Genomic DNA, 25,284 nt, shown 5'->3' with positions numbered 1-25,284 from the left:
GCAGTTGGTCATGTGGCCGTCCTTTCAGGTTGGCCGTTGCCGTTCAAGGAAAACGCTTCATGCTCACCATCGCCCTATCCAAAGGCCGCATTCTCGACGATACCTTGCCGCTGCTCGCGGCTGCGGGCATCGTGCCCACCGAGAATCCGGACAAGAGCCGCAAGCTGATCATCCCGACCACCCAGGATGACGTGCGCCTGCTGATCGTGCGTGCCACCGACGTGCCGACCTATGTCGAACACGGCGCGGCGGACCTCGGCGTCGCCGGCAAGGACGTGCTGATGGAATACGGCGGCCAGGGGCTGTACGAGCCGCTCGACCTGAAGATCGCCAACTGCAAGCTGATGACCGCGGGCAAGGTCGGTGCGCCGGAGCCCAAGGGACGGCTGCGGGTGGCGACCAAGTTCGTCAACGTCGCCAAGCGTTACTACGCCGAGCAAGGTCGCCAGGTCGACATCATCAAGCTCTATGGCTCGATGGAACTCGCGCCGCTGGTGGGATTGGCCGACAAGATCATCGACGTGGTCGACACCGGCAACACCCTGCGTGCCAACGGCCTGGAGCCGCAGGAGCTGATCGCCACCATCAGCTCGCGGCTGGTGGTCAACAAGGCGTCGATGAAGATGCAGCATGCGCGCATCCAGGCGCTGATCGACTCGCTGCGTGCTGCCGTCGAGCGACATCCGCACTGACTTCTGCCTCGGCGCCGCCCTGCTCGCGCCTATCCGTGCCATAGCCGAAAATCTCGGGTACGCACGCGGTCGGCTTGCTAATCTAGCGGCGCTTTAGAGCCTGATCTTCGGGCCGTTGTATGCACAACGACCACGAGCAGTTCCCGATGCCTAGCCAACCATGAGGCCCGCCATGACCGTTCCCGCCGCTATTCGCCGACTCAATGCTGCCGATGCCGATTTCGCCCGGCATCTGGATCATCTGCTGAGCTGGGAAAGCGTCTCCGATGACGGTGTGAATGCGCGAGTGCTGGAGATCATCCAGGCAGTGCGCACCCGCGGCGATGCGGCACTGGTAGAGCTGACCCAACGCTTCGACGGTCTGGAAGTTTCCAGCATGGCCGACCTGATCCTGCCGCGCGCGCGCCTAGAGCAGGCGCTGGAGCGCATCACGCCGGAGCAGCGCAAGGCGCTGGAGCTGGCTGCCGACCGGGTGCGCATCTATCACGAGCGGCAGAAGCAGGATTCCTGGACCTATACCGAGGCCGACGGCACGGTACTCGGACAGAAAGTCACCCCGCTGGACCGCGCCGGCCTCTACGTGCCGGGCGGCAAAGCGTCCTATCCGTCGTCGGTGCTGATGAATGCCATCCCGGCCAAGGTTGCCGGCGTGCCTGAAGTGGTAATGGTGGTGCCGACTCCGCGCGGCGAGGTCAATGAGCTGGTGTTGGCCGCAGCCTGCATCGCCGGGGTGGATCGTGTGTTCACCATCGGCGGCGCGCAGGCTGTAGCTGCGCTGGCCTATGGCACCGAAAGCGTGCCGCCGGTGGACAAGATCGTCGGTCCCGGCAACATCTACGTCGCCACGGCCAAGCGTCATGTGTTCGGCCAGGTCGGTATCGACATGATCGCCGGCCCGTCGGAGATTCTCGTGGTCTGCGATGGACAGACCGACCCGGATTGGATCGCGATGGACCTGTTCTCCCAGGCCGAACACGACGAGGATGCGCAGTCTATTTTGGTCAGCCCGGACGCGGCGTTCCTTGATCGCGTCGCCGAGAGCATTGCCCGGCTGCTGCCGACGCTGGAGCGTGCCGACATTGCGCGTACCTCCATCGAAAGTCGCGGCGCGCTGATCCAGGTCGCCGACATGGCTCAGGCCATCGAAGTGGCCAATCGCATCGCTCCTGAGCACCTGGAGCTGTCGGTGGAAAATCCCGAGCAGTACCTGGAGCAGATCCGCCATGCCGGAGCGATCTTCATGGGTCGCTACACCGCCGAGGCGCTGGGCGACTATTGCGCCGGTCCCAATCACGTGTTGCCGACCTCCGGCACTGCGCGTTTCTCCTCGCCGCTGGGCGTGTACGATTTCCAGAAGCGCTCGTCGATCATCAATTGCTCGGCCGAGGGCGCTTCGGAACTGGGCAAGATTGCATCGGTACTGGCCCGCGGCGAGTCGTTGACGGCCCACGCGCGCAGCGCCGAGTACCGCATCAAGTAAGCCGTAGGGTGGGAGAGGCCGTAGGCCTTTTCCACCACACCTCACTACAACACCGCGCGGTTTTCCATCTACGCCAAGCAGATGAATTTGAGGAGAGAAGGGCGGATGAGCAGATTCTGGAGCCCCTTCGTCAAGGACCTGGTGCCCTATGTCCCGGGCGAACAGCCGAAGCTGAGCAAGCTGGTCAAGCTCAATACCAACGAGAACCCCTACGGTCCTTCGCCGCGGGCGATCGCCGCGATGCGGGCGGAAGTCGGAGACGAGCTGCGGCTGTATCCCGACCCTAACGGCGAGCGCCTCAAGCAGGCGGTAGCCGACTATTACGGTGTGCAGTCGAACCAGGTATTCGTTGGCAACGGTTCCGACGAGGTGCTTGCACATGCGTTCCACGGCCTGTTCCAACACGGGCGTCCGCTGCTGTTCCCTGATGTGACCTACAGCTTCTACCCGGTCTATTGTGGGCTTTACGGCATCGCCTACGAAACCATCGCGCTGGACGAGCAATTCCGCATCGACGTGGCCGATTACGCGCGCCCGAACGGCGGCATCATCTTCCCCAACCCGAACGCGCCGACCGGCTGCCTGCTGCCGCTCGACGCCATCGAGCGGCTGCTGCAGTTCAACCGCGACTCCGTGGTGTTGGTGGACGAAGCCTACGTGGATTTCGGTGGCCACTCGGCCATCGCGCTGATCGGCCGCTATCCGAACCTGCTGGTGACCCAGACGCTGTCCAAGTCGCGTTCGCTGGCAGGTTTGCGCGTCGGCCTCGCGGTTGGCCATCCGGAGTTGATCGAGGCGCTGGAGCGGATCAAGAACAGCTTCAACTCCTACCCGCTGGATCGCATCGCCATAGCCGGTGCCGCCGCGGCATTCGAGGATCGTGCGTATTTCGAGCAGACCTGCCAGCAGGTAATCGCCAGTCGCGAACAGGTCGTTGCGGCGATGACGGCACTGGGCTTCGAGGTGCTGCCGTCATCCGCCAACTTCATCTTCGCTCGTCATCTCCAGCACGATGCCGGCGGGCTCGCCGCCGGATTACGCGAGCAGGGCGTGATCGTGCGTCACTTCCGCCAGCCGCGCATCGAGCAGTTCCTGCGCATCACCATTGGCACGCCGGAGCAGAACCAGGCGCTGCTGGCGGCATTGGGCGGGCTCTGCCGGCGGGCATAACTCGAGCCTGTCGGCAGCGGCGCGCTACTCGGGTTTGGTGGGCTTCGGCGTGGTGGCCGCGACCGGCGGCCGCATGCCGACTTCCGCGGTTAAGGTCAGCGGCTTGCCATTGCGCAGGATGTCGATATCGATCTTGTCGCCTGGACGGGTGCGGGCGACCTGATTCATCGAGCTGCGCCCGTCGCTGGCTTGCTCGCCGTCGATGCTCAGGATCAGGTCGCCGGGCTGCAGTCCGGCGCGCTCCGCCGGCCCATCGCGATAGACGCCGGCGACCACGATGCCCGGGCGGCCTTCCTGGCCGAACGACTCGGCGAGTTCCTGCGTCAGCGACTGTACTTCGACACCCAACCAGCCGCGGATGACCTGGCCGTGCTGGATGATCGAGGTCATCACCTCCAGCGCTAGCTTCACTGGGATCGCGAAGCCGATGCCTTGTGAACCACCGGACTCGGAAATGATTGCCGTGTTGATGCCGATAAGGCTGCCGTTGGCGTCCACCAGCGCGCCACCCGAATTGCCGCGGTTGATCGCGGCGTCGGTCTGGATGAAATCTTCGTAGGTATTGAGGCCCAGCTGGTTGCGTCCGGTGGCGCTGATGATGCCCATCGTCACTGTCTGGCCGACGCCGAACGGGTTGCCGATGGCAAGGGCGACGTCGCCGACACGGATGCTGTCGGAGTGCCCGACCTTGATCACCGGGAGCTCGGCCAGGTCGATCTTGAGCACCGCCAGGTCGGTTTCCGGATCGCTGCCGATGACCCGGGCCAGGGTTTCCCGGCCGTCGCGCAACGCCACCACGATCTGTTCCGAGTTGGCGGTGACGTGGTTGTTGGTCAGCAGATAGCCTTCCGGGCTCATGATCACCGCCGAACCGAGGCTCGACTCCATGCGGCGCTGGCGCGGCAGGCTGTCGCTGAAGAAGCGCTGAAATACCGGATCCTTCGCCAGCGGCTGCTGTTGCGGCTTCTCGACCACCTTGGTGGTGTACAGGTTGGCCACTGCCGGTGCGGCTCCGCTGACGGCTGCTGCATAGGAATTCGGTCCGGGAGTCGTCGTGATGGCTTGCGGCGCACGCGCCAGCGTGTAGCTCTCGGTGGCGCCGCCGACCAGTTGGGGGTAGCGTTGGATGAGCAGCAGCGCGACGAGAATACCTACCAGCAGCGGCCAGCCAATGAAACGCAGGGCATTGAGCATCGCGAAGGGTCCGGACAGGTTGCGAGCGCAGGGAGCGCCCCTTTAAGGTGGCGGCATTATACGAAGCTGTAAATGAAATGCAGCTTCGCTATGCAATGCCGCGGTGTGTGCTGCCCGGTGCCTCAGGCGGGTGCGCCGAGTCGAGCGTCGCTGCCGCGGACTCCGTCCGCTTTCCCATCGAATTCGAGAGGTGCGCATGTCCGTTGCGCTTACGACACTGGTCGCCGAGTGTGATCGTTTTCTGAATGTGGCGAAGATCGCCGACTATTGCCCCAACGGTCTGCAAGTGGAAGGCCGGCCGCAGGTGCGGCGCATCGTCACCGGCGTGACGGCCAGCCAGGCGTTGCTGGATGCTGCGATCGAGGCGCAGGCGGACGCAGTGCTCGTGCATCACGGTTATTTCTGGAAGAACGAGGATGCGCGCATTGTCGGCATGAAGCAGCGCCGGCTGAAGACCTTGCTGAACAACGACATCAGCCTGCTCGCCTATCACCTGCCGCTGGATGTGCATCCGCAAGTCGGCAATAACGCGCAGCTCGCGCGGGTGCTGGACCTGCTGGTCGAGGGGCCGCTGGAACCGGACAATGCGAAATCGGTCGGGCTGGTAGGCTCGCTGCGTACGCCCATATCGCCCGCGGAATTTCAGCGCCGGATCTACCAGGCCCTCGGCCGCGAACCGCTGTTGATCGACGGGCAGCGGCCGATCCAGCGCATCGCCTGGTGCACCGGCGGCGCGCAGGGATATATCGAGCAGGCGGTGGCCGCCGGCGTCGACGCCTACCTGACCGGCGAGATATCCGAGCCGACGGTGCACATCGCGCGTGAGAACGGACTCAGCTTTTTCGCCGCTGGGCACCACGCCACCGAACGTTATGGTGTGCAGGCGCTGGGCGACTATCTGGCCGCTCAGTTCGGCATCGAGCATCGCTACATTGATTGCCCCAACCCGGCCTGACGGTCGGATTCTGCGTCCTGCGCGAGCGTCGCTGCGCGCAAATCTGCAGCTATAAATCTATAAGATTTCGATCTAACTGACGCCCTGATTAGAATCGGGGCGCGTGCTAGAGTTGGCGCCTTTCCACGGCCCTGCGCCGTTCATCTGCACAAACCGCGAGTAGACATGGTCGACAAACTGACGCATCTGAAACAGCTGGAGGCGGAAAGCATCCACATCATCCGCGAGGTTGCCGCGGAGTTCGACAACCCGGTGATGCTCTATTCCATCGGCAAGGATTCGGCCGTGATGCTGCACTTGGCGCGCAAGGCCTTCTACCCGGGCAAGCTGCCCTTTCCGGTAATGCATGTCGATACGCGTTGGAAGTTCCAGGAGATGTACCGCTTCCGCGAGCGGATGGTTGCGGAGATGGGGCTGGAGCTGATCACCCACGTCAACCCGGATGGCATCGCCCAAGACATCAACCCGTTCACTCACGGTAGCGCCAAGCACACTGACGTGATGAAGACCGAGGGGCTCAAGCAGGCGCTGGACAAGTATGGTTTCGATGCGGCCTTCGGTGGTGCGCGCCGCGACGAAGAAAAGTCCCGCGCCAAGGAGCGCGTCTATTCCTTCCGCGACAGCAAGCATCGCTGGGATCCGAAGAACCAGCGTCCCGAGCTGTGGAACGTATACAACGGCAAGGTCAAGAAGGGCGAGTCGATCCGCGTGTTCCCATTGTCCAACTGGACCGAATTGGACATCTGGCAATACATCTATCTTGAGCAGATTCCAATCGTGCCGTTGTACTTCGCCGCCGAACGCGAGGTAATCGAAAAGAACGGCACGCTGATCATGATCGACGACGAGCGCATCCTCGAGCACCTGTCCGATGACGAGAAGGCACGCATTACCAAGAAGATGGTGCGTTTTCGCACCCTCGGCTGCTACCCGCTGACCGGCGCCGTGGAATCCACCGCCACCACGCTGCCGGAGATCATCCAGGAGATGCTCCTGACCCGTACTTCCGAGCGCCAGGGCCGCGTGATCGACCACGATCAGGCCGGCTCGATGGAAGAAAAGAAACGCCAGGGCTACTTCTAAGGATTTCGCACCATGTCTCACCAATCCGATCTGATCAGCGAGGACATCCTCGCGTACCTGGCCCAGCACGAGCGCAAGGAGCTGCTGCGCTTCCTCACCTGCGGCAACGTCGACGATGGCAAGAGCACCCTGATCGGGCGTCTGCTGCACGACTCCAAGATGATCTACGAAGATCACATGGAGGCCATCACCAAGGACTCCAAGAAGGTCGGCACCACCGGCGACGACGTCGACCTGGCACTGCTGGTCGATGGCCTGCAGGCCGAGCGCGAGCAGGGCATCACCATCGATGTCGCCTACCGCTATTTCAGCACTGCCAAACGCAAGTTCATCATCGCCGACACCCCCGGCCACGAGCAGTACACCCGCAACATGGCTACCGGCGCATCCACTTGCGACCTGGCGATCATCTTGGTGGACGCCCGCTACGGTGTGCAGACGCAGACGCGCCGCCACAGCTATATCGCCTCGCTGCTGGGCATCAAGCACATCGTTGTGGCCATCAACAAGATGGATTTGATGAACTTCGATCAGGCCGTATTCGAGCGCATCAAGGACGACTACCTGGCGTTCGCCGAGCGCATCGGGCTGCAGCCGACCTCGCTGTTCTTCGTGCCGATGTCAGCGCTCAAGGGCGACAACGTGGTCAACCGCAGCGAACGCGCCCCGTGGTACGACGGCCAGTCGCTGATGGAGATTCTCGAAAGTGTCGAGATCGCCGGCGATCGCAATTTCAACGACCTGCGTTTTCCCGTGCAGTACGTCAACCGGCCCAACCTGAACTTCCGCGGTTTCGCCGGCACCCTGGCCAGCGGCATCGTGCGTAAGGGCGACGAGATCGCTGTGCTGCCGTCCGGCAAGACCAGCAGAATCAAGTCCATCGTCACGTTCGACGGTGAGCTGGAGCAGGCCACGCCGGGCGAGGCCATTACTCTGACGCTGGAAGACGAGATCGACGTCTCGCGCGGCGACATGCTGGTGCATGCCGACAACCGCCCGCGTATTGCCGACAGCTTCGACGCCATGCTGGTGTGGATGGGCGAGGAGCCGATGCTGCCGGGCAAGAAATACGATATCAAGCGCGCTACCAGTTACGTGCCGGGTTCGATCGCCAGCATCATCCACAGCGTGGACGTGAACACGCTGGAGCGAGCTGCGGCGAGCAGCCTGCAGCTCAACGAGATTGGCAAGGTCCGGGTCAGCCTGGATGCGCCCATCGCGCTGGATGGCTACGCGCAGAACCGCACCACGGGTGCCTTCATCGTCATCGACCGGCTGACCAACGGTACCGTCGGCGCCGGCATGATCATCGCCGATCCGGTGGCTCACGGCGCCGGTGGCCACCACGGCACGCTGGCCCACGTCTCCACCGAGGAGCGAGCGACGCGTTTCGGCCAGCAACCAGCCACCGTGCTGTTCAGCGGCCTGTCCGGGGCCGGCAAGAGCACCCTGGCTTATGCCGTGGAGCGCAAACTGTTCGACATGGGGCGGGCTGTGTATGTGCTTGATGGTCAGAACCTGCGTCACGACCTGAACAAAGGACTGCCGCAGGATCGTGCCGGTCGCACCGAGAACTGGCGCCGCGCCGCACATGTTGCCAAGCAATTCAACGAAGCTGGGCTGCTGACGCTCGCGGCCTTCGTCGCCCCGGATGCGGAGGGGCGCGAGCAGGCCAAGGCACTTATCGGCGCCGGCCGCCTGATTACTGTCTACGTCCAGGCTTCGCCACAAATCTGCCGCCACCGCGACCCGCAGGGGCTGTACGCGGCCGGCGATAACAACATCCCCGGCGAGTCCTTCCCCTATGACGTTCCGCTGAATGCGGACTTGGTGATCGATACCGAAACCTCAACGGTGGAGGAGGGCGCAACGCTGGTGATCCAACTGCTGCGTGAGAGCGGAGCGATCTAGTCTTTGCTGTATCATAAAAAATCCCAGCTTCGCACGGTGCTCTGCTTCGGAGACGGATTTTTAGCCTAAGAATATTTCGAGCTGGGCCGGGAATGCGAGTGCCGGGGCGATACTGAAAGGCAGCTAGCCCAGCGGGAGCTGGTGTCGGTATTTGCAAAAATTAAAATCCCGCCTGAGAAGGCGGGATTCGTTGTATCAGTCAGCGCTAATTAGGGTGCTAGTTCTTAACATAGCCTTCAGTTACACAAGCGCCGCTATATGCCCAAGTGAGGCGCTCGCCGTCAGCCGTGGGGGTGAGAACACAGGTTTCGGTGGCAAGAATACCTTTGTATGCGTTAGGTACTGCTGTAATTACGCCATCAGCTACGCTAAGGCTGTTGAAGGCCTTGGAAGTGCTTGTTGCTGGAGTCGGCGGAAGGCCTCCGGTAGTTGCGCCACCGTTAGTTGCTGCGTCCATATCAGCGAGAGCGGTGCCGTTTTGAAAGTTCTCAGCAACTGCTAGTTTAAACGGAGCCATCTGCCCGACAATTTCAGTATAAGAGGCTCGTTTAACGTAATCCTGATAGGCGGGAAGAGCTACGGCCGCCAAAATGCCAATAATCGCTACCACGATCATCAATTCAATCAGGGTAAAGCCCTTCTGCATTTGCGCTTTCATGTGAATCTCCTTTGAGTGTTAAAAGGCGTTGAGCCTGTTGGAGATAAAGCAGTTGGCATGCCAGCTTGCCATGGATCGGTGCGCGGCACTCAATAATGTGATGTGCAGCAATTAATGACGGCTCCGATGAAGGCTGCTGCGGGTTGCTGGGCGCTCCGTGCTAGCCGTTCCGGCCCAGTTGGCAAGTTTTCCCCCGATTACAGGGTTCGATTGGATTCTTTGCGGGCGATATGTGACCAACAACGTCACCTGTTGCAGGGCCAGTTTGCAGTTGCCGGCTTCTGCGCTATAAGGCGGGCACAATTCGATGCGAGGCCGCCATGAGCGACAATATTTCCCTTTCGGGCCTGGCTCGGCAGATGGTGCTGGCCGGCGTGCTGGATGAAAAGACCGCCCAGCAGGCCCAGGTGCAGGCGTTGCGCAGCAAGGTCTCGCTGGTCAGCTATGTGGTGCAGAGCAAGCTGGCGAAAGGGCGTGTGGTTGCTGAACTGGCGTCCGAGCAGTTCGGTGTCGCGCTGCTGGATCTGTCGGCGGTGGACAGGGATACCATGCCGAAGGAGCTGGTCAGCGAGAAACTGGCGCGCCAGCATCGGCTGCTGCCGCTGGCACGGCGTGGCAACAAGCTCTATGTCGCGGTGTCGGATCCAGCCAACCATCAGGCCGTTACCGATGTCCAGTTCAGCACCGGGCTGCATATCGAGGCCATCCTAGTCGAGGATGACAAGCTCGGCCAGGCGCTGGACAAGTTCTATGAAAGCGATGCGACCGGGCTGGAAGATCTGGGCGATGTCGATCTGGATGGCCTCGACGTCGAAACCGTCACCGATGACGCCAAGGGCGATGAGGGGGGCGGCGACGCCGACGATGCACCGGTGGTGCGCTTCGTCAACAAGATGCTGCTCGATGCGATTCGCGGTGGTTCGTCCGACCTGCATTTCGAACCCTATGAGAAGGCCTACCGTGTTCGGTTGCGTACCGATGGCATCCTGCACGAGGTAGCGCGACCGCCGATCCAACTCGCGCCGCGCATCTCGGCACGCCTCAAAGTAATGGCTGGGTTGGATATCTCCGAGCGGCGCAAGCCGCAGGACGGCCGCATCAAGATGAAGATATCCAAAACCAAGGCCATCGACTTTCGTGTCAACACGCTGCCGACGCTGTGGGGGGAGAAGATCGTAATGCGGATTCTCGATCCATCCAGTGCGCAGATGGGCATCGATGCGCTGGGTTATGAGGAAGCGCAGAAGGAGCTGTACATGAATGCCTTGCGCCAGCCGCAGGGCATGATCCTGGTGACCGGGCCGACTGGTTCCGGTAAGACGGTTTCCCTGTACACCGGTCTGAACATCCTCAATACCATCGATGTGAATATCTCGACGGCTGAAGACCCGGTGGAGATTAACCTGGAGGGCATTAACCAAGTTAACGTGAATCCTCGTCAGGGCATGGACTTCGCTCAGGCGCTGCGCGCCTTCCTGCGCCAGGATCCGGACATCATCATGGTCGGCGAGATTCGCGACCTGGAGACCGCCGAAATCGCCATCAAGGCGGCGCAGACTGGGCACATGGTGATGTCGACTCTGCACACCAACAGCGCTGCCGAGACGCTGACGCGCCTGCGCAACATGGGCGTGCCGGCGTTCAATATTGCGACTTCGGTGAACCTGATTATCGCCCAACGTTTGGCGCGCAAGCTTTGTCCGAGCTGCAAGAAAGAAATCGACGTGCCGCGCGAAACGCTCCTGGATGAAGGTTTTCCTGTCGACCGCCTCGGCACGTTCAAAATATACGCCCCGGTGGGCTGCGATAACTGCAAGGGGGGCTATAAGGGGCGTGTCGGTATTTATGAAGTGGTTAAAATCACGCCCGCGCTGCAGCGCATTATCATGGAAGACGGCAACTCAATCGATATCGCCACCCAGATGCGTAAAGACGGTTTCAATGATCTGCGGACTTCGGCGCTTGCGAAGGCCATGCAGGGCGTTACCAGTCTGGAAGAAGTCAACCGGGTGACCAAGGATTAACATGGCGCAGAAAGCGATAAAAACCAACGTCTTCACCTGGGAAGGAACCGACCGCAAGGGTACGAAGATCAAGGGTGAGCTGAGTGGGGCCAGCCCGGCGCTGGTCAAGGCGCAGCTGCGCAAACAGGGCATCAATCCGCAGAAGGTGCGTAAGAAGTCGGTGTCGCTCTTCGGTGCCGGCAAGAAGATCAAGCCGATGGACATCGCGCTGTTCACGCGGCAGATGGCGACCATGATGAAGGCGGGGGTCCCACTGTTGCAGTCGTTCGACATCATCGGTGAGGGCTTCGACAATCCCAATATGCGCAAGCTGGTAGATGAGCTGAAGCAGGAAGTTGCCGCGGGCAACAGTTTCGCGGCGTCGCTACGCAAGAAGCCGCTGTATTTTGACGACCTGTATTGCAACCTGGTGGATTCCGGCGAGCAGTCTGGCTCGCTGGAAACGTTGCTGGATCGCGTAGCAACCTACAAGGAAAAGACAGAGGCCCTCAAGGCCAAGATCAAAAAGGCAATGAACTACCCGATTGCGGTGATCGTGGTGGCGGTCATCGTTTCGGCGATTCTGCTGATCAAGGTAGTGCCACAATTCCAAGAGGTGTTTGCCAACTTCGGCGCCGAGCTGCCGGCGTTTACGCTGATGGTGATCGGCCTGTCGGAGGCGTTGCAGGAGTGGTGGTTCGTTGTCCTGGCGGGCCTGATCGGTGCGGCCTTTGCCTTCAAGCAAGCGCACCGGCGCTCCGAGAATTTTCGCAACTGGTTCGATCGCGTACTGTTGAAGGTGCCGGTCGTGGGCGACATCCTTTACAAGTCCGCCGTCGCCCGTTTCACTCGTACGTTGTCGACGACCTTCGCGGCTGGCGTACCGCTTGTCGATGCATTGGATTCGGTAGCGGGTGCGACCGGAAACGTGGTGTTCCGCAATGCGACAATGAAGGTCAAGAATGATGTCTCCACCGGTATGCAGCTGAACTTTTCGATGCGCACGACCGGCACGTTTCCTTCGATGGCAGTGCAGATGACCGCGATCGGCGAGGAATCCGGCTCGCTCGACGAGATGCTGGGCAAGGTAGCCACCTTCTATGAGGATGAGGTGGACAATATGGTCGACGGCCTGACCAGCCTGATGGAGCCGATGATCATGGCGGTGCTGGGCGTGCTGGTTGGGGGGCTGATCATCGCTATGTACCTGCCGATCTTCCAGCTGGGAGCGGTGGTCTGACTCATGATGCTGTTTGATTTTCTGGCCAGCCATGTGCTGGCCTTTGTTTTGTGTGCGGCGCTGCTTGGGCTGTTGGTAGGCAGCTTTCTCAATGTCGTCATCTATCGTCTTCCGATCATGATGCAGCGCGAGTGGCAGGCGCAGGCGCGGGAGTTTCTAGAGCTGCCGGCCGAGTCGGCTGAGGCGACGTTCAACCTATTCCTGCCTCCTTCGCGATGCCCGCATTGCGCACATTCGATTCGGCCATGGGAGAACATTCCGGTACTGAGCTGGATGGCGCTGCGGGGCAGATGTTCGTCTTGCAAGAAGCCTATCCCTGCTCGTTATCCGCTGGTTGAGTTTGCTTGCGGGCTTCTCTCGGGTTACGTGGCCTGGCACTTTGGCTTTACTTGGCAGGCTGGCGCCATGCTATTGCTGACTTGGGGGCTGCTGGCGATGAGCCTAATCGATATCGATCATCAGCTATTGCCGGATTCGCTGGTGCTGCCGCTGCTCTGGTTGGGGCTAATCGTTAATAGTGGTGACCTTTTTGTGCTGCTGGGAGACGCCCTGTGGGGAGCGATCGCCGGATACCTAAGCCTGTGGACGGTTTACTGGCTCTTCAAGCTGGTTACCGGCAAGGAAGGCATGGGGTACGGCGACTTCAAGCTGCTTGCGATGATTGGCGCCTGGGGAGGCTGGCAAGTGCTGCCGCTCACCATTCTGTTGTCCTCGCTGGTGGGGGCGGTGCTTGGCAGCGTCCTGCTGCGCGTGCGCGGTGCTGCGCACGGCACGCCGATTCCTTTCGGGCCTTATCTGGCCATTGCCGGGTGGATCGCGTTGCTGTGGGGTGATCCCATTACTCGTGGCTATTTGCAGTTCGCGCATATATGAGCCTGCGCTGCTTTAATGGTGGGCCGCAAGGCTGGCTGCGGCTTGCACTGGGCGCGGTGATTGAGTACTACTGCGAAACCATTGATTTGCGTGGATGTGTTGATGAGGCCTTGGATTCTCGGCTTGACCGGCGGTATTGGCAGCGGCAAGACTGCGGCGGCCATTCACTTCGCTAGTCTCGGCATACATGTGGTGGACGCCGATCAGGCTGCTCGTTGGGTGGTGGAGCCGGGGCGTCCGGCGTTGCAGCAAATTGTCGAGCATTTCGGCGCGGGCATGCTGCATGAGGGAGCTTTGAATCGAGCAGCGCTTCGCGAGCGGATCTTTGTGGATCCAAGTGAGCGCGTGTGGCTCGAGCGGTTGTTGCATCCGCTGATTCGTGCTGAGGTTGCCACACATCTGGCCAAGGCCGAATCGCCGTACGCGATCATGGTTTCGCCCTTGCTGGTGGAATCGGGGCAGTACCGGGAGGTCGATCGAGTGCTGGTGGTGGATGTTCCGGAGGCACTGCAGATCGAGCGCACCGTAGGGCGGGACCAGGCGAGTGAAGAGCAGGTTCGGGCTATTCTGAAAGTGCAGGCATCACGCGAGGAGCGACTGCGCCACGCTGACGATGTGTTGCTGAATGATCGTGACCTAACTTGGCTGCAGGCAGAAGTGGAGCGCTTGCATCGTTTTTATCTAACGTTACGGGGAGGTCGACCGTGACAGCGACCATGGTCTTGTGCCCTACCTGTGGGGCGCAAGTGGAGTGGGGTGCGCAGAGTCCGTACCGGCCGTTCTGTTGCGAGCGCTGTAAGCTGATCGACTTGGGGGCGTGGGCTGCCGAGGAGCATGCGATCCCCGGGGATGGGGTGGAAGACGAGCTGTTCTCCGCTGATCTGTCGTCGCGCCAGCATTGATGAGGTGCTGTGCGGCGCTCCGTTTGGGGGTGCGGTTGTTAGCGTTCTTCGTCCTTCCAGGGCGCTTGCAGGTAGCGGCTGCGGTTGAAGGTTTCCAGCCAGTCTGGATAGAACACCACCATTGCGGTAACGGCGGTGCCGTTGATGAACGCTTCCGGAAACATCACCAGCCAGAGATAGCCCGCAAAATCTTCGAGCCACGGTGGCATGGGAAATCTGCCGTCCACCAGCAGGATGCCAAGCGAGGCCAGCACGCAGAACATTGCGGCCAGCGCTGCTGGGAAGAATCCGGAAAAGAAGATAAACACGAACAGGTTGCGCGGTTGTGCCCGTTCGACCAGGCGGGCGCAGATTACGGTGACCAGTACGGGAATAAGCACCAGCAGAACGCCGTTCATTCCTAGTGCGACTGAGTGCTGGTGGCCGGTAAGGGTCAGGCCGAGCTGGGCGCTGAACGCGGCGAGGATCGCCAACGGCCAATCCAGCAGGAGCGTAACGGCGGTCAGTCCGATGAAGTGGAAGGACAGCCCCGAATCGAAGTCGCGCCGTACCAGCCAGAGTAGGAAAATCGCCAGCATTGCGCCAAACAGCAGGTGCTGGCGCCTCGTGTCGCTGAACAGTTCGACCCAAGGGGCGCGCCAGGCAGCCCAGAGCAGGGCTAGGGCATAGATCAGCCAGCCCGCGAAAAGGCTGGTCGGCGCGAGCAGGTGCGCGGAAATCATTCGAAAGGCAATCCTCGGTGTTCGGCCTGCGGGCTTCGGGTTTGTTGGCGCGCAGCTTAGCGGCGTGGTAGCGCAGGTGTCATTGGTGGCACTCTGTCGAAAATGCCAACGCGGTGCTGGGCGGCGTCGCAAAAGGCGGTTGCTATTTCTCCGGCAATCAGGATAATTCCGCAGCCTGTCGCCGGGGATGCCTAGCCTGGTGACACAAACAAGGCAGGGGATGCCTAGCCTGCCGAATCACCGCCGTAGCGGACGCGCTGACCCGAGCCCCCGATAGCGTCTGTTTCCGGCTGTCCTGGCCTTGCCAGGGCGAGCACCATTCAGTAAGATTCGCCGTCTTATTTTCAGGGCGGCCCCTGAGGCTATAACGAATGAAGACTTTTACTGCTAAACCGGAAACCGTCAAGCGCGACTGGTTCGTCGTCGACGCTGCCGGCCAGACCCTGGGTCGTCTGGCAACCGAAATCGCTAGCCGCCTGCGTGGCAAGCACAAGCCGGAATACACCCCGCACGTCGATACCGGCGACTACATCGTCGTGATCAATGCTGAGCAGGTGCGTGTTACCGGTGCCAAGACTTCCGACAAGATGTACTACTCCCACTCCGGCTTCCCGGGTGGCATCAAGTCGATCAACTTCGAGAAGCTGATCGCCAAGGCGCCCGAGCGCGTGATCGAGACCGCGGTAAAAGGCATGCTGCCGAAGAACCCGCTGGGTCGCGACATGTACCGTAAGCTGAAGGTGTACAAGGGGGCCAGCCACCCGCACACTGCACAGCAGCCCCAAGAACTGAAGATTTAACGGAATAGTTCATTATGTCGGCGACTCAAAATTACGGCACTGGCCGTCGCAAGACTGCAACCGCACGCGTTTTCCTGCGTCCGGGCACTGGCAAGATCTCGATCAACAATCGTGAGCTGGATAACTTTTTTGGCCGCGAAACCGCTCGCATGGTGGTTCGTCAGCCGCTGGAGCTGACCGATACTGCCGAGAAGTTCGATGTATACGTTACCGTTCTCGGTGGTGGCGTGACTGGCCAGGCTGGCGCCATTCGCCACGGCATCACCCGCGCACTGATCTCCTATGACGAGACCCTGCGTAGTCCGCTGCGTAAGGCTGGTTTCGTCACTCGCGATGCTCGCGAAGTGGAGCGTAAGAAGATCGGTCTGCGTAAAGCGCGTAAGCGTCCGCAGTACTCCAAGCGTTAATACGCTTGCCAAAAGAAGCGCCCGGCTCCGCAAGGTCCGGGCGTTTTTTTATGGGCGAGATATTCGCTGCGACAGCATGTCGCGCGCCAGAAGCCGCGATCTTGTAGGGCTCCAGCCGATTTGTGTCAGGCTATTACCTTGTCAGGTGGGGGGCTTTTCTTTACCATTTGGCGAATTTTTCGCGGCCCGATTTTACGTAGTAAATGCCTGCTTCCACGCAGGTCATAAGAAGCTGATGGGAGACGACTGAATGAGCAATGACGGCGTGAATGCTGGCCGGCGTCGCTTCCTCGTAGCCGCCACTTCGGTGGTAGGTGCTGCAGGAGCGGTGGGCGCCGCGGTCCCGTTCGTGGGATCGTGGTTCCCGAGTGCCAAGGCCAAGGCTGCCGGTGCACCGGTGAGAGTGAATGTCAGCAAGATCGAGCCGGGACAGCAGATGGTCGCCGAGTGGCGGGGTCAGCCGGTATTTATCGTGCGTCGCACCGAGGAGGTGCTCGGCAATCTGGAGAAGCTGACTCCACAGGTGGCCGACCCTGAATCCAAGGCGTCGGTGCAGCCGACATATGTCGACCCGAAGAACCGCGCGATCAAACCGGAACTGCTGGTGGTCGTCGGACTTTGCACCCATCTGGGATGCGCGCCGTCTTTCCGTCCTGAGGTGGCTGCGGCTGACCTCGGTGCTGACTGGCTGGGCGGCTACTTCTGTCCTTGCCACGGCTCCAAATACGACATGGCTGGGCGTGTCTACAAGGCGCAACCCGCTCCGTTGAACCTGCCGGTGCCCCCGCACTCGTACGAAACCGATAATGTCATCATTATCGGCGTGGACCAGGAGAAAGCCTGATGAGCAAGTTCATGGAATGGGTCGATGCCCGCTTCCCCGCGACGAAAATGTGGGAAGACCATCTGTCCAAGTATTACGCGCCGAAGAACTTCAACTTCTTCTACTTCTTTGGCTCGCTAGCTCTGCTGGTGCTGGTCAACCAGATCCTGACCGGTGTCTGGCTGACGATGAGCTTCGAACCTTCGGCCGAAGGCGCCTTCGCGTCCGTCGAGTACATCATGCGCGACGTGGAGTACGGCTGGATCATCCGCTACCTGCACTCTACCGGTGCTTCGGCGTTCTTCGTGGTGGTGTATCTGCATATGTTCCGTGGGCTGCTCTACGGTTCGTACCAGAAGCCGCGCGAGCTGGTGTGGATATTCGGCATGATGATCTACCTAGCACTGATGGCCGAAGCCTTCATGGGTTATCTGCTGCCTTGGGGCCAGATGTCCTACTGGGGCGCTCAGGTGATCATTTCGCTGTTCGGTGCCATTCCGGTCATCGGCGATGACCTGACTCAGTGGATCCGCGGTGACTACCTGATCTCTGGCATCACGCTGAATCGTTTCTTCGCGCTGCATGTCATCGCTCTGCCGATCGTGATTCTGGGCCTGGTCGTGCTGCACATCCTGGCTCTGCACGAAGTCGGTTCGAACAACCCGCTGGGCGTCGATATCAAGAAGACCAAGGACGAAAACGGCGTACCGTTGGATGGTATTCCGTTCCATCCGTATTACACCGTCAAAGACATCGTCGGTGTGGTGGTGTTCCTGTTCGTTTTCTGCGCCATCGTGTTCTTCTTCCCCGAAATGGGTGGCTATTTCCTTGAGAAGCCGAACTTCGAAGTAGCTAACGCATTCAAGACGCCCGCGCACATTGCGCCGGTCTGGTACTTCACTCCGTTCTACGCGATTCTGCGCGCGGTTCCGGACAAGCTGCTCGGCGTAGTGGCGATGGGGGCTTCGATCGCGGTGCTGTTCGTGCTGCCGTGGCTCGACCGCAGTCCAGTCAAGTCCATGAAATACAAGGGTTGGATGAGCAAGATCGCGCTGCTGGCCTTCTGCGTCGCCTTCGTCATCCTGGGTGTTCTGGGCGTTCTCGCGCCTACTCCGGAGCGCACGCTGCTGGCTCGGATCTGTACTGTTATTTACTTCGGATACTTCGTTCTGATGCCGTTCTACACCCGGCTCGAGAAGACCAAAGTGGTTCCGCAAAGGGTGGATGGCTGATGAAAAAGCAATTTGCTGCATTGATTCTCGCGATTCTGCCGGTCTTTGCGTTCGCTGCCGGCACCGAGGCTCACCTGGACAAGGTCGAGATCGATCTGACCGACAAGGCCGCGATGCAGGATGGTCTGAAGACCTTCGCCAACTACTGCATGGGCTGCCATGGAGCGCAGTACCAGCGTTATGAGCGTGTCGCTACCGATCTCGGCATTCCGGAAGACGTCATGATGAAGAATGTCGTCTTCACCGATGCCAAGTTTGGTGATCATATGAAGACTGGTATGAAGGCCGAAGATGCCAAGGTCTGGTTCGGTGCTCCGCCGCCGGATCTGACGCTGGTCGCGCGTGTTCGCGGTAATGACTGGCTCTATACCTACATGCGCAGCTTCTACGAGGACCCAGCTCGTCCGTACGGCGTCAACAATACGGTGTTCCCGAACGTCGGTATGCCGCACGTATTGGCACCGCTGCAGGGCCGTCGCGTGATGGGTTGCAAGCAGGTGCAGGTCGTTGAGGACGGGCGCAAGCAGTTTGATCCGCTGACCGGCACGCCGATCACTCAGGAAGCTTGCGATCAGCTGGTTGTGGAGCCGGGTACCGGCACGCTGACCGAGGCGGAGTATGACGAGAAGATCAAGAATCTGGTGACCTTCCTGGCTTACTCGGCCAACCCGGTCAAGTTGGAAAGTCAGCGTATCGGCACCTATGTGCTGCTGTTCCTGGCATTCTTCTTCGTCTTCGCCTACCTACTCAAACGCGAGTACTGGAAAGACGTTCACTAAGTACTCTGCTGTTCAAGCTGTACCTAACGCGCGCCCAATGGGCGCGCGTGTTTTTTTGCCTTCGGATAACCGCATGAGGAAGGACCTATGGCCGCAGCCAACCGGTTGATCTGCTATTCCGATCCTGCCGATCATTACTCTCATCGAGTGCGCCTTGCGCTTGCGGAGAAGGGCGTCGCTGTCGAGGTCATTGACGTTCAGGCGGGGCAGTGCCCGGCGAGGCTGGCCGAGCTGAACCCCTACGCTGGTGTACCAACGCTGGTTGACCGTGATCTGGTGCTGTATGAGCCAGGGGTCATCCTCGAATATCTAGAGGAGCGTTATCCGCATCCGTCGCTGCTGCCGGTCTATCCGGTGGCGCGCGCCCACACGCGGCTGCTGGTGCATCGTATTCAGCGGGACTGGTGCTCATTGGTTGATCGCATTCTGGATCGGCGTACCCATGAAGAGGCGCGCACGCAGGCGCGCAAGGAACTCAGGGAAAGCCTGAGCGGCGTTTCGCCGATTTTCGCCGAGAAGCCGTACTTCATGAGCGACGAGATGAGCGTAGTCGATTGCGGCCTGTTGCCGATTCTCTGGAGGCTGCCGCTGCTCGGAGTTGAGCTGCCGCGAGCGTCCCGGCCGTTGCTTGACTACATGGAGCGCAACTTCGCCCGCAAGACTTTTCAGGATAGTGTTTCATCCATTGAGCGCACTATGCGTTGAGGAGGACTTTCACATGAATTCGAGTCGCCCTTATCTGGTCCGAGCGCTTTACGAATGGATTGTTGATAACGATTGCACGCCCCATCTGTTGGTCGATGCCGAATACCGTGGGGTTCAGATTCCAGCCGGTTTTGCCAACGATGGCCAGATCGTGCTCAATGTGGCACCGAGTGCGGTGCGTAATCTACAAATGGGCAACGAGGCAATAAGCTTCGAGGGACGCTTCGGTGGCGTCTCGCACTCCTTGCACATTCCCGCTGGTGCGGTGATGGCCATCTACGCGCGGGAGAACGGACAAGGTATGGTCTTTGAAATCGAGCCGACATCCCCGGACGATTCGCCTGCCGATGGGAGCGGCCCGATGGATGGTGAGGGCGGCCAGCGCCCGGCGGGTCGACCGAGTCTGAAGGTTGTTAAGTAGGGAGCGGCGGAATCGGGGTGGGGCGACCAGGCGCGCTGTAACGCGGGAGTTGCTGAGTGCTTCCGGTTCCGGACGGCGACCGTTTCGTTTCTGCTCAGTGGCAGTCGGGTTGCTTTGCACAGCCCGGCCACCTGCCGCTCAATCGCTAATCGATATATTCAAATAGCTTGACGATGCGTTGTACGCCGCCGACACCCTGCACCAGATTGGTGGCGCGATTGCCTTCCTGGCGGGTCACCAAGCCCAGCAGATAGACAATACCGTTCTCGGTGATCACCTTGATGCGCGAGCCGGGAACACTGTTATCGGCGAGCATCTGAGCTTTGATCTTGGTTGTCAGCCAGGTGTCGTTGCTGCGCGCCAGGGCCGATGACGGTTGCAGTACCTGCAGCTCGTTATGGACGCGCTTCACGCGCTGCACGGAACTGGCCGCCTGCTCGGCCATCTGCTTGAGATCGCTGCGCGGCGTTTGTCCGGCCAACAGAACGACACCGTTGTAGCTGGCGACAACAATATGCGACCCCTGATCAAGGTCGGCGTGGGCCTTGGCGATATTGACCGCCGCCTTGGTTTCGATCAGCGAGTCGTCGATGGTGCTGCCGATGGTGCGAGTGCCGCGATTATCTGCAATCGGCTCATCGCGCGTGGCGTTCAATACCGAACTGCAGCCTGTAGCGAGCAGGCATAGGCCAAGAAATGCAGGCAGGTGCAGCGCTTTCATTCTTCACTCCCAAACAACTGATTATCTATCAGGTCGCACAGGCAATGGATCGCCAGCAGATGGACCTCTTGGATGCGTGCGGTGACGTTGGCCGGTACCCGGATTTCGACATCTTCGGGAAGCAGCAGCGAAGCCATGCCGCCACCGTCTCGTCCGGTTAGAGCCACCACAAGCATCTCCCGGTCGTGCGCGGCCTGGATGGCCTGAATCACATTCGCTGAGTTACCGCTGGTGGAAATGGCCAGCAGAACATCGCCCGGCTGGCCCAGCGCGCGTATCTGCTTGGAGAAAACTTCGTTGTAGCTGTAGTCGTTGGCGATAGAGGTCAGCGTCGAACTATCAGTCGTCAGCGCGATGGCGGGCAGGCTCGGGCGTTCGCGTTCGAAGCGGTTCAGCAATTCGGAGGAGAAATGCTGGGCATCGCCGGCCGATCCACCATTGCCGCAGGTGAGAATCTTGCCCTCGCTTAGCAGTGCGTTGACCATCGCCTGCCCGGCTTGTTCGATGCTGGGCGCGAGAACGTCCATCGCTTGCTGTTTGGTGTCGATGCTGGCCTGAAAAAGCTGCCGAATACGGGTTTGTATATCCATCGATGGATGACCTTCAATGATGGGCAAGCCAGGGGAGGCCTGCTGTAAGCGTGCTCGATGCCGCGCTGTGGTAAGCGTTCAGCTGTCAAAGGCGTTGCGGATCCAATGCTGATCCGTGATCGGCTCGTTGGCGTCCAGTGCGATGACGTCGAAGCGGCAAGGATGTCTGGCCCAGCGAGCCTCTTTCTGCAGAAACAGTTCGGCGGCTCTGATCAGCTTTTGCTGTTTTCGGCCATCGACGCTGGCTGCAGCGCCACCCCAGGCCGCGTGGCGTCGGTAGCGAACCTCGACAAATACTACTGTATCGCCGTCCAGCATGACCAGATCGAGCTCGCCGCTGCGGCAGCTCCAATTCTGTGTCAGCAGACGCAGCCCCTGACGGACGAGATAATCGTGCGCCAAGGCTTCGGTGCTGCGTCCCCGTGCCAGATGCTCGCTCATGGTAGAGGATTGAGTGGCAGGCGCTCGACTTGACCGTCGCGGAATTGTGCCCAAGGCAGCTGTCGTTCGATGCGTTGCTGCGGATTGAGACTTAGTGTCCCCGACAGTCCATCCAGTCGTGTGTTCGGCAGGGCCAGCAGCTGATTTAGCCGCGGGGCGAGGAGGTAGGCATCGGCGCCCATTGCGTATAGACGTCCCAGACTGCCCGCGGCTTGCGGCCACTGTCGCTCGATCTGCTGGCGCAGCGGGAGCTGCGGATCGAGTAGCCATGGCGTTTCAGCGAAGCGGATGCCGTCGAGATCGAGATACTGGGTGCGGTTCTGATTCGCCGCGTGCAAGTGGGATGTGGCGTATACCGGGATGTCGCCGGCGTACTGGAAGATCAGTGTCGGGCGGACCTGCTGAGCTTGCTGCGGGGTGGCCGCAAGGAAGATGAAGTCGACATCCTGGCGGCGTGTGGGCTGGCTGGTCACATCCTTGCCGAGCGTGTTCTGCACGCTTTGCGCGCGCGATTCGCTGTTGCGCAGCTGGAGCAGTGCGGCGATCTGGTTGGCCAGTTCGACGGGTTCTGCCAGCGGCTCGGCGGCGACCAGCGTACCGCCGGCGTCCTCCCAGCTCTGGCGGAAGGCTGCGAGGATTCGCGCACCCCATTCGCCGCGTGGGGCTAAGGCTATAGCGCGGCGATGGCCGTCCGCCCATGCGCGCCGGGCCACTTCGCGCGCTTCGTCTTCGGCTGCCAGACCGAACTGGAACAATTGCGGCGGTGTGGTCCGGCCCGCGTCGCTGTAATTGAGCGCCAGTGTTGTGATCGGCAGTCGCTCGCGCTCGCTTAGCTGGCGGACCAGATCTTTTTCCAATGGACCGATGATGAGTTGGACGCCATCTGCTTGCGCCTGCTGGTAGACCGCGTCCAACGAGGTAATGCGCGAGCTGTCGTAGAGTTCGATCCGTAGGTCGGTTGCGCCTGCTTGCTGGGCCTGCAAGTGTGCGGCAAGGAAGCCGTCGCGCAGTGCCTGCGCTACGGACGCCAGCTGGCCCTGCATGGGCAGCAGCAGTGCGACGTGCGTAAGCGGCTGATCGGCGAGCTGGCGTAGCTGCTCGAGCGCCGCAGGTAGCTGTTTGGCGGCGGGGTGTTGAGGGTGCTGCGCAATCCAGCTGTCTATCGCTCGTTGCTGCTGCGCAAGGGTGCCGGCCTGCTTCACTGCTGTTGCGAGGGACAGCCAGCCGTCGAGATCGGTATCGCCACCAGCGCCTTGGCTTTCCCCGGCTGGCAGCGCGGAAAGCAGGCCCCAGATCGCCTCATGATTTTCCTTTGCTGCGGTGCCGCTGAGCAGCGGAGCGGTGAAAATGCGCTCGCGTGCGGCGGCCAGCGTCTGTCCCGTGGCTTCCAGTGTCCGGGCGCGAACCGTCTGGCTGCGAATTTGCTGGTCGACCGGTAGCTCGCCGAGGCGCTCGAAAGCCGGATGTGCAAGTGCTTGCTGAGCCTGTTGTGGTTGCCCTTCGATCAGTGCAATTTCGGCCAAAAGGGTACTGGCGAAGATCTGCTGGGCGGGCTTCAGGCTGTCCAGTGGCACCTGCTCGAGAATGCCGCGGGCGCGCGCTGCCTCACCCTTGGTTAGGCTCTGATCGGCCGCCGCCAGGCGCAGCTCGGCGGCTTTCGCAGGGTCGCTCTGGTCGGCCTGCTGCAACAATTGCTGCGTCGTCGCCTGCGGTGTGCGCGGCAGCTCGCCCAGCGTGGATGAAGGGGAGCTGGTGCAGGCCGTGAGTAGTGCGGCGAGGCCGAGAATCAGCAGCGGGCTTAGGCGAGCCATCATGTAGTGTTCCTGAAAGGCAATGGCGAAATGCGCGGATTGTACCCAAGCACCGGCGCGGTCGCGATGTTACGGCCGGCAATAGGGCTACAATGCTTGCTTTTGTGATGAGGTAAGCCCTGTGACTGCCACGGTCGCTGCGAATTCCGGTGCGGGTACGCTCTATGTGGTCGCTACGCCCATCGGCAATCTGGAAGACATCAGCGCGCGGGCGCTGCGAGTGTTGGGCGAGGTCGCTCTGATCGCTGCCGAGGATACTCGCCACTCGGCGCGTCTGATGTCGCATTTCGGAATCGCCACGCCATTGGCGGCTTGCCATGAGCATAACGAGCGTGACGAGGGGGGGCGTTTTCTTGAGCGTTTGCAGGCGGGCGACGATATCGCGCTGATTTCGGATGCCGGCACGCCGCTGATCTCGGACCCCGGTTATCATCTGGTACGGCAGGCACGCGCGGCCGGTATTCGCGTAGTGCCGGTGCCGGGGGCGTGTGCGTTGATTGCGGCGCTGTCGGCGGCCGGGTTGCCCTCGGATCGCTTCATCTTCGAAGGATTTTTGCCGGCCAAAGCTGTCGGGCGCAGAGCGCGGCTGGAGTTGTTGAAGGAGGAGCCGCGCACGTTGATCTTCTATGAGGCACCGCATCGGATTTTGGAGTGTGTGAACGATCTCGAAGCAATCTTTGGCGCCGATCGGCCTGCCGTTCTCTGTCGTGAGCTGACCAAGACGTTTGAAACATTAAAGGGGCTGCCGCTCGGGCAGTTGCGCGCCTGGGTCGCCGGCGATAGCAACCAGCAGCGTGGTGAATGCGTGTTGCTGGTAGCCGGTTGGCAGGCGCCGGAGGGCGACCAGGCTGTCAGTGCCGAGGTGGTGCGTGTGCTCGATTTGCTACTGGGTGAGCTCCCGCTCAAGCGGGCTGCAGCTCTGGCGGCCGAGATCACCGGCGTACGCAAGAACCTGCTCTACCAGCTGGCACTTGAGCGCAAGACTTGAAATGGCTGCAGCGCCAGGTGGTCCGCAACGACCGCTACGCATCGGTCCGCCTTGCAGCGCCCTGCGCGCGACGGTACTCTGACGGCTGGAGAGTCGATCGGACAGTCGCTGTCTCTTTTTGTTCCGGCAAAAGGGGAGGGAGGAAAGTCCGGGCTCCATAGGGCGAAGTGCCAGGTAACGCCTGGGAGGCGCGAGCCTACGGAAAGTGCCACAGAAAATAACCGCCTAAGCGCTTCGGTGCCGGTAAGGGTGAAAAGGTGCGGTAAGAGCGCACCGCACGGCTGGCAACAGTTCGTGGCTAGGTAAACCCCACTTGGAGCAAGACCAAATAGGGATCCATTGGCGTGGCCCGCGCTGGATCCGGGTAGGTTGCTAGAGGCAGTCAGCGATGGCTGTCGTAGAGGAATGACTGTCCTCGACAGAACCCGGCTTACAGATCGACTCTCCGATTTTTCTGCGCTCCAACAACTCCGCAATTATTCCGAAAGATTATTGCTCTTAACAAAGCACTTTAACTTTGTTGGGTAACTCCTTCCGCCATCTCGTTTTTGATTTTCAGAATCCGTCCTTTTATTCCGTCTGTCCCGCTTAGCGACGCTAAATAACCGCGCCATAAGGGTTTTTCCCGTCGGGCTCGCCTTGACGGTGGGGGGCGGGCATTTCTATAGTGCGCCCAAGTGGTA

26 protein-coding genes and 1 other RNA gene are annotated in these 25,284 nt (G+C 60.7%); 20 read left to right on the top strand and 7 right to left on the bottom strand.

What is annotated here, in order from left to right; genetic code table 11:
• Positions 1 to 59 precede the first annotated feature (59 nt).
• The 3 genes from hisG (at position 60) to hisC (ending at position 3,342) form a co-directional block, all read left to right on the top strand.
• On the top strand, positions 60 to 692 hold the full coding sequence (gene hisG / locus U8L64_RS12385) for an ATP phosphoribosyltransferase (RefSeq protein WP_008567297.1): 633 nt from the start codon (positions 60 to 62) through the stop codon (positions 690 to 692).
• Between the two features lie 172 nt (positions 693 to 864).
• Positions 865 to 2,172: a histidinol dehydrogenase gene (gene hisD, locus U8L64_RS12380; RefSeq protein ID WP_054093582.1), complete on the top strand. Its 1,308-nt coding sequence runs from the start codon at positions 865 to 867 to the stop codon at positions 2,170 to 2,172.
• A 105-nt stretch (positions 2,173 to 2,277) separates the two neighbouring features.
• On the top strand, positions 2,278 to 3,342 hold the full coding sequence (hisC, locus tag U8L64_RS12375; RefSeq protein WP_333397757.1) for a histidinol-phosphate transaminase: 1,065 nt from the start codon (positions 2,278 to 2,280) through the stop codon (positions 3,340 to 3,342).
• A 24-nt stretch (positions 3,343 to 3,366) separates the two neighbouring features.
• Here the strand turns inward: hisC and algW are convergent, their stop codons facing one another.
• Positions 3,367 to 4,536: a Do family serine endopeptidase AlgW gene (gene algW, locus U8L64_RS12370; protein ID WP_333397718.1), complete on the bottom strand. Its 1,170-nt coding sequence runs from the start codon at positions 4,534 to 4,536 to the stop codon at positions 3,367 to 3,369.
• 196 nt (positions 4,537 to 4,732) lie between these two features.
• Here algW and U8L64_RS12365 point away from each other — a divergent pair, with 196 nt between their 5' ends.
• From U8L64_RS12365 to cysN, 3 genes are all read left to right on the top strand, one after another.
• Positions 4,733 to 5,491 carry a Nif3-like dinuclear metal center hexameric protein gene (locus U8L64_RS12365; protein ID WP_333397715.1) on the top strand — a complete coding sequence of 253 codons (759 nt, stop codon included), beginning with the start codon at positions 4,733 to 4,735 and terminating at the stop codon, positions 5,489 to 5,491.
• Positions 5,492 to 5,656: 165 nt separating this feature from the next.
• Positions 5,657 to 6,574: a sulfate adenylyltransferase subunit CysD gene (gene cysD, locus U8L64_RS12360; RefSeq protein WP_077683679.1), complete on the top strand. Its 918-nt coding sequence runs from the start codon at positions 5,657 to 5,659 to the stop codon at positions 6,572 to 6,574.
• Positions 6,575 to 6,586: 12 nt separating this feature from the next.
• Positions 6,587 to 8,485: a sulfate adenylyltransferase subunit CysN gene (gene cysN / locus U8L64_RS12355; RefSeq protein ID WP_333397711.1), complete on the top strand. Its 1,899-nt coding sequence runs from the start codon at positions 6,587 to 6,589 to the stop codon at positions 8,483 to 8,485.
• A gap of 217 nt (positions 8,486 to 8,702) precedes the next feature.
• Here cysN and U8L64_RS12350 read toward each other — a convergent pair whose 3' ends face one another.
• The gene (locus U8L64_RS12350; RefSeq protein ID WP_301619907.1) at positions 8,703 to 9,143 is read right to left on the bottom strand and encodes a pilin; all 441 of its coding nucleotides are present in this window, start codon (positions 9,141 to 9,143) and stop codon (positions 8,703 to 8,705) included.
• Positions 9,144 to 9,463: 320 nt separating this feature from the next.
• On the opposite strand from U8L64_RS12350, the gene pilB reads away from it, so the two are divergent.
• From pilB to yacG, 5 genes are all read left to right on the top strand, one after another.
• The gene (gene pilB / locus U8L64_RS12345) at positions 9,464 to 11,167 is read left to right on the top strand and encodes a type IV-A pilus assembly ATPase PilB (protein WP_333397707.1); all 1,704 of its coding nucleotides are present in this window, start codon (positions 9,464 to 9,466) and stop codon (positions 11,165 to 11,167) included.
• A 1-nt stretch (position 11,168) separates the two neighbouring features.
• Entirely contained in the window at positions 11,169 to 12,386 is a 1,218-nt protein-coding gene (locus U8L64_RS12340) for a type II secretion system F family protein (protein ID WP_333397704.1), read from the top strand.
• 3 nt (positions 12,387 to 12,389) lie between these two features.
• Entirely contained in the window at positions 12,390 to 13,259 is an 870-nt protein-coding gene (locus U8L64_RS12335; protein WP_333397701.1) for a prepilin peptidase, read from the top strand.
• A gap of 102 nt (positions 13,260 to 13,361) precedes the next feature.
• Entirely contained in the window at positions 13,362 to 13,967 is a 606-nt protein-coding gene (gene coaE, locus U8L64_RS12330; protein WP_333397698.1) for a dephospho-CoA kinase, read from the top strand.
• A gap of 8 nt (positions 13,968 to 13,975) precedes the next feature.
• On the top strand, positions 13,976 to 14,161 hold the full coding sequence (gene yacG / locus U8L64_RS12325) for a DNA gyrase inhibitor YacG (protein ID WP_043296358.1): 186 nt from the start codon (positions 13,976 to 13,978) through the stop codon (positions 14,159 to 14,161).
• Between the two features lie 38 nt (positions 14,162 to 14,199).
• On the opposite strand, the gene U8L64_RS12320 is transcribed toward yacG, so the two are convergent.
• Positions 14,200 to 14,883 carry an energy-coupling factor ABC transporter permease gene (locus U8L64_RS12320; protein ID WP_138299332.1) on the bottom strand — a complete coding sequence of 228 codons (684 nt, stop codon included), beginning with the start codon at positions 14,881 to 14,883 and terminating at the stop codon, positions 14,200 to 14,202.
• Between the two features lie 371 nt (positions 14,884 to 15,254).
• On the opposite strand from U8L64_RS12320, the gene rplM reads away from it, so the two are divergent.
• From rplM to U8L64_RS12285, 7 genes are all read left to right on the top strand, one after another.
• Positions 15,255 to 15,683, top strand: coding sequence for a 50S ribosomal protein L13 (rplM, locus tag U8L64_RS12315; protein ID WP_043295819.1), 429 nt, complete (start codon positions 15,255 to 15,257; stop codon positions 15,681 to 15,683).
• A 14-nt stretch (positions 15,684 to 15,697) separates the two neighbouring features.
• Positions 15,698 to 16,090: a 30S ribosomal protein S9 gene (gene rpsI / locus U8L64_RS12310; protein ID WP_043295820.1), complete on the top strand. Its 393-nt coding sequence runs from the start codon at positions 15,698 to 15,700 to the stop codon at positions 16,088 to 16,090.
• 250 nt (positions 16,091 to 16,340) lie between these two features.
• Positions 16,341 to 16,934 (top strand): ubiquinol-cytochrome c reductase iron-sulfur subunit, encoded by a 594-nt coding sequence (petA, locus tag U8L64_RS12305; RefSeq protein ID WP_043295821.1) that lies wholly within the window; start codon positions 16,341 to 16,343, stop codon positions 16,932 to 16,934.
• Positions 16,934 to 18,145, top strand: a complete 1,212-nt coding sequence (locus tag U8L64_RS12300; protein WP_054093594.1) for a cytochrome b — start codon at positions 16,934 to 16,936, stop codon at positions 18,143 to 18,145. Before petA ends, U8L64_RS12300 begins: the two co-directional genes overlap by 1 nt.
• Positions 18,145 to 18,924, top strand: coding sequence for a cytochrome c1 (locus U8L64_RS12295; protein WP_043295823.1), 780 nt, complete (start codon positions 18,145 to 18,147; stop codon positions 18,922 to 18,924). Before U8L64_RS12300 ends, U8L64_RS12295 begins: the two co-directional genes overlap by 1 nt.
• An 87-nt stretch (positions 18,925 to 19,011) precedes the next feature.
• Positions 19,012 to 19,629 carry a glutathione S-transferase N-terminal domain-containing protein gene (locus tag U8L64_RS12290; RefSeq protein WP_333397690.1) on the top strand — a complete coding sequence of 206 codons (618 nt, stop codon included), beginning with the start codon at positions 19,012 to 19,014 and terminating at the stop codon, positions 19,627 to 19,629.
• A gap of 13 nt (positions 19,630 to 19,642) precedes the next feature.
• Positions 19,643 to 20,050, top strand: coding sequence for a ClpXP protease specificity-enhancing factor (locus tag U8L64_RS12285; protein ID WP_077683674.1), 408 nt, complete (start codon positions 19,643 to 19,645; stop codon positions 20,048 to 20,050).
• Between the two features lie 145 nt (positions 20,051 to 20,195).
• Here the strand turns inward: U8L64_RS12285 and U8L64_RS12280 are convergent, their stop codons facing one another.
• The 4 genes from U8L64_RS12280 to U8L64_RS12265 all read right to left on the bottom strand — a co-directional run bounded on the left by U8L64_RS12280 (position 20,196) and on the right by U8L64_RS12265 (position 23,616).
• On the bottom strand, positions 20,196 to 20,771 hold the full coding sequence (locus U8L64_RS12280) for a BON domain-containing protein (protein WP_333397687.1): 576 nt from the start codon (positions 20,769 to 20,771) through the stop codon (positions 20,196 to 20,198).
• The gene (locus U8L64_RS12275) at positions 20,768 to 21,361 is read right to left on the bottom strand and encodes a phosphoheptose isomerase (RefSeq protein WP_043295827.1); all 594 of its coding nucleotides are present in this window, start codon (positions 21,359 to 21,361) and stop codon (positions 20,768 to 20,770) included. Before U8L64_RS12275 ends, U8L64_RS12280 begins: the two co-directional genes overlap by 4 nt.
• A gap of 78 nt (positions 21,362 to 21,439) precedes the next feature.
• Positions 21,440 to 21,802 carry a YraN family protein gene (locus tag U8L64_RS12270; protein WP_043295828.1) on the bottom strand — a complete coding sequence of 121 codons (363 nt, stop codon included), beginning with the start codon at positions 21,800 to 21,802 and terminating at the stop codon, positions 21,440 to 21,442.
• The gene (locus U8L64_RS12265; protein ID WP_333397684.1) at positions 21,799 to 23,616 is read right to left on the bottom strand and encodes a penicillin-binding protein activator; all 1,818 of its coding nucleotides are present in this window, start codon (positions 23,614 to 23,616) and stop codon (positions 21,799 to 21,801) included. Before U8L64_RS12265 ends, U8L64_RS12270 begins: the two co-directional genes overlap by 4 nt.
• 118 nt (positions 23,617 to 23,734) lie before the next feature.
• On the opposite strand from U8L64_RS12265, the gene rsmI reads away from it, so the two are divergent.
• Together rsmI and rnpB are read left to right on the top strand one after the other, a co-directional pair.
• Positions 23,735 to 24,601 carry a 16S rRNA (cytidine(1402)-2'-O)-methyltransferase gene (rsmI, locus tag U8L64_RS12260; RefSeq protein ID WP_333397683.1) on the top strand — a complete coding sequence of 289 codons (867 nt, stop codon included), beginning with the start codon at positions 23,735 to 23,737 and terminating at the stop codon, positions 24,599 to 24,601.
• A gap of 89 nt (positions 24,602 to 24,690) precedes the next feature.
• An RNA gene (gene rnpB / locus U8L64_RS12255) (RNase P RNA component class A) lies at positions 24,691 to 25,050 on the top strand.
• The last annotated feature ends 234 nt before the right edge of the window (positions 25,051 to 25,284 follow it).

The organism is Pseudomonas sp. FIP_A4 (assembly GCF_036701605.1).
Lineage (GTDB): Bacteria > Pseudomonadota > Gammaproteobacteria > Pseudomonadales > Pseudomonadaceae > Stutzerimonas > Stutzerimonas phenolilytica.
This window is presented reverse-complemented; position numbering and strand designations above follow the sequence as displayed.

What these genes read in the sequence shown, in the direction of transcription:
- hisG (WP_008567297.1), top strand. Translation starts at nt 60, where the DNA reads ATGCTCACCATCGCCCTATCCAAAGGCCGCATTCTCGACGATACCTTG.
- hisD (WP_054093582.1), top strand. Translation starts at nt 865, where the DNA reads ATGACCGTTCCCGCCGCTATTCGCCGACTCAATGCTGCCGATGCCGAT.
- hisC (WP_333397757.1), top strand. Translation starts at nt 2,278, where the DNA reads ATGAGCAGATTCTGGAGCCCCTTCGTCAAGGACCTGGTGCCCTATGTC.
- algW (WP_333397718.1), bottom strand. Translation starts at nt 4,536, where the DNA reads ATGCTCAATGCCCTGCGTTTCATTGGCTGGCCGCTGCTGGTAGGTATT.
- U8L64_RS12365 (WP_333397715.1), top strand. Translation starts at nt 4,733, where the DNA reads ATGTCCGTTGCGCTTACGACACTGGTCGCCGAGTGTGATCGTTTTCTG.
- cysD (WP_077683679.1), top strand. Translation starts at nt 5,657, where the DNA reads ATGGTCGACAAACTGACGCATCTGAAACAGCTGGAGGCGGAAAGCATC.
- cysN (WP_333397711.1), top strand. Translation starts at nt 6,587, where the DNA reads ATGTCTCACCAATCCGATCTGATCAGCGAGGACATCCTCGCGTACCTG.
- U8L64_RS12350 (WP_301619907.1), bottom strand. Translation starts at nt 9,143, where the DNA reads ATGAAAGCGCAAATGCAGAAGGGCTTTACCCTGATTGAATTGATGATC.
- pilB (WP_333397707.1), top strand. Translation starts at nt 9,464, where the DNA reads ATGAGCGACAATATTTCCCTTTCGGGCCTGGCTCGGCAGATGGTGCTG.
- U8L64_RS12340 (WP_333397704.1), top strand. Translation starts at nt 11,169, where the DNA reads ATGGCGCAGAAAGCGATAAAAACCAACGTCTTCACCTGGGAAGGAACC.
- U8L64_RS12335 (WP_333397701.1), top strand. Translation starts at nt 12,390, where the DNA reads ATGATGCTGTTTGATTTTCTGGCCAGCCATGTGCTGGCCTTTGTTTTG.
- coaE (WP_333397698.1), top strand. Translation starts at nt 13,362, where the DNA reads ATGAGGCCTTGGATTCTCGGCTTGACCGGCGGTATTGGCAGCGGCAAG.
- yacG (WP_043296358.1), top strand. Translation starts at nt 13,976, where the DNA reads ATGGTCTTGTGCCCTACCTGTGGGGCGCAAGTGGAGTGGGGTGCGCAG.
- U8L64_RS12320 (WP_138299332.1), bottom strand. Translation starts at nt 14,883, where the DNA reads ATGATTTCCGCGCACCTGCTCGCGCCGACCAGCCTTTTCGCGGGCTGG.
- rplM (WP_043295819.1), top strand. Translation starts at nt 15,255, where the DNA reads ATGAAGACTTTTACTGCTAAACCGGAAACCGTCAAGCGCGACTGGTTC.
- rpsI (WP_043295820.1), top strand. Translation starts at nt 15,698, where the DNA reads ATGTCGGCGACTCAAAATTACGGCACTGGCCGTCGCAAGACTGCAACC.
- petA (WP_043295821.1), top strand. Translation starts at nt 16,341, where the DNA reads ATGAGCAATGACGGCGTGAATGCTGGCCGGCGTCGCTTCCTCGTAGCC.
- U8L64_RS12300 (WP_054093594.1), top strand. Translation starts at nt 16,934, where the DNA reads ATGAGCAAGTTCATGGAATGGGTCGATGCCCGCTTCCCCGCGACGAAA.
- U8L64_RS12295 (WP_043295823.1), top strand. Translation starts at nt 18,145, where the DNA reads ATGAAAAAGCAATTTGCTGCATTGATTCTCGCGATTCTGCCGGTCTTT.
- U8L64_RS12290 (WP_333397690.1), top strand. Translation starts at nt 19,012, where the DNA reads ATGGCCGCAGCCAACCGGTTGATCTGCTATTCCGATCCTGCCGATCAT.
- U8L64_RS12285 (WP_077683674.1), top strand. Translation starts at nt 19,643, where the DNA reads ATGAATTCGAGTCGCCCTTATCTGGTCCGAGCGCTTTACGAATGGATT.
- U8L64_RS12280 (WP_333397687.1), bottom strand. Translation starts at nt 20,771, where the DNA reads ATGAAAGCGCTGCACCTGCCTGCATTTCTTGGCCTATGCCTGCTCGCT.
- U8L64_RS12275 (WP_043295827.1), bottom strand. Translation starts at nt 21,361, where the DNA reads ATGGATATACAAACCCGTATTCGGCAGCTTTTTCAGGCCAGCATCGAC.
- U8L64_RS12270 (WP_043295828.1), bottom strand. Translation starts at nt 21,802, where the DNA reads ATGAGCGAGCATCTGGCACGGGGACGCAGCACCGAAGCCTTGGCGCAC.
- U8L64_RS12265 (WP_333397684.1), bottom strand. Translation starts at nt 23,616, where the DNA reads ATGATGGCTCGCCTAAGCCCGCTGCTGATTCTCGGCCTCGCCGCACTA.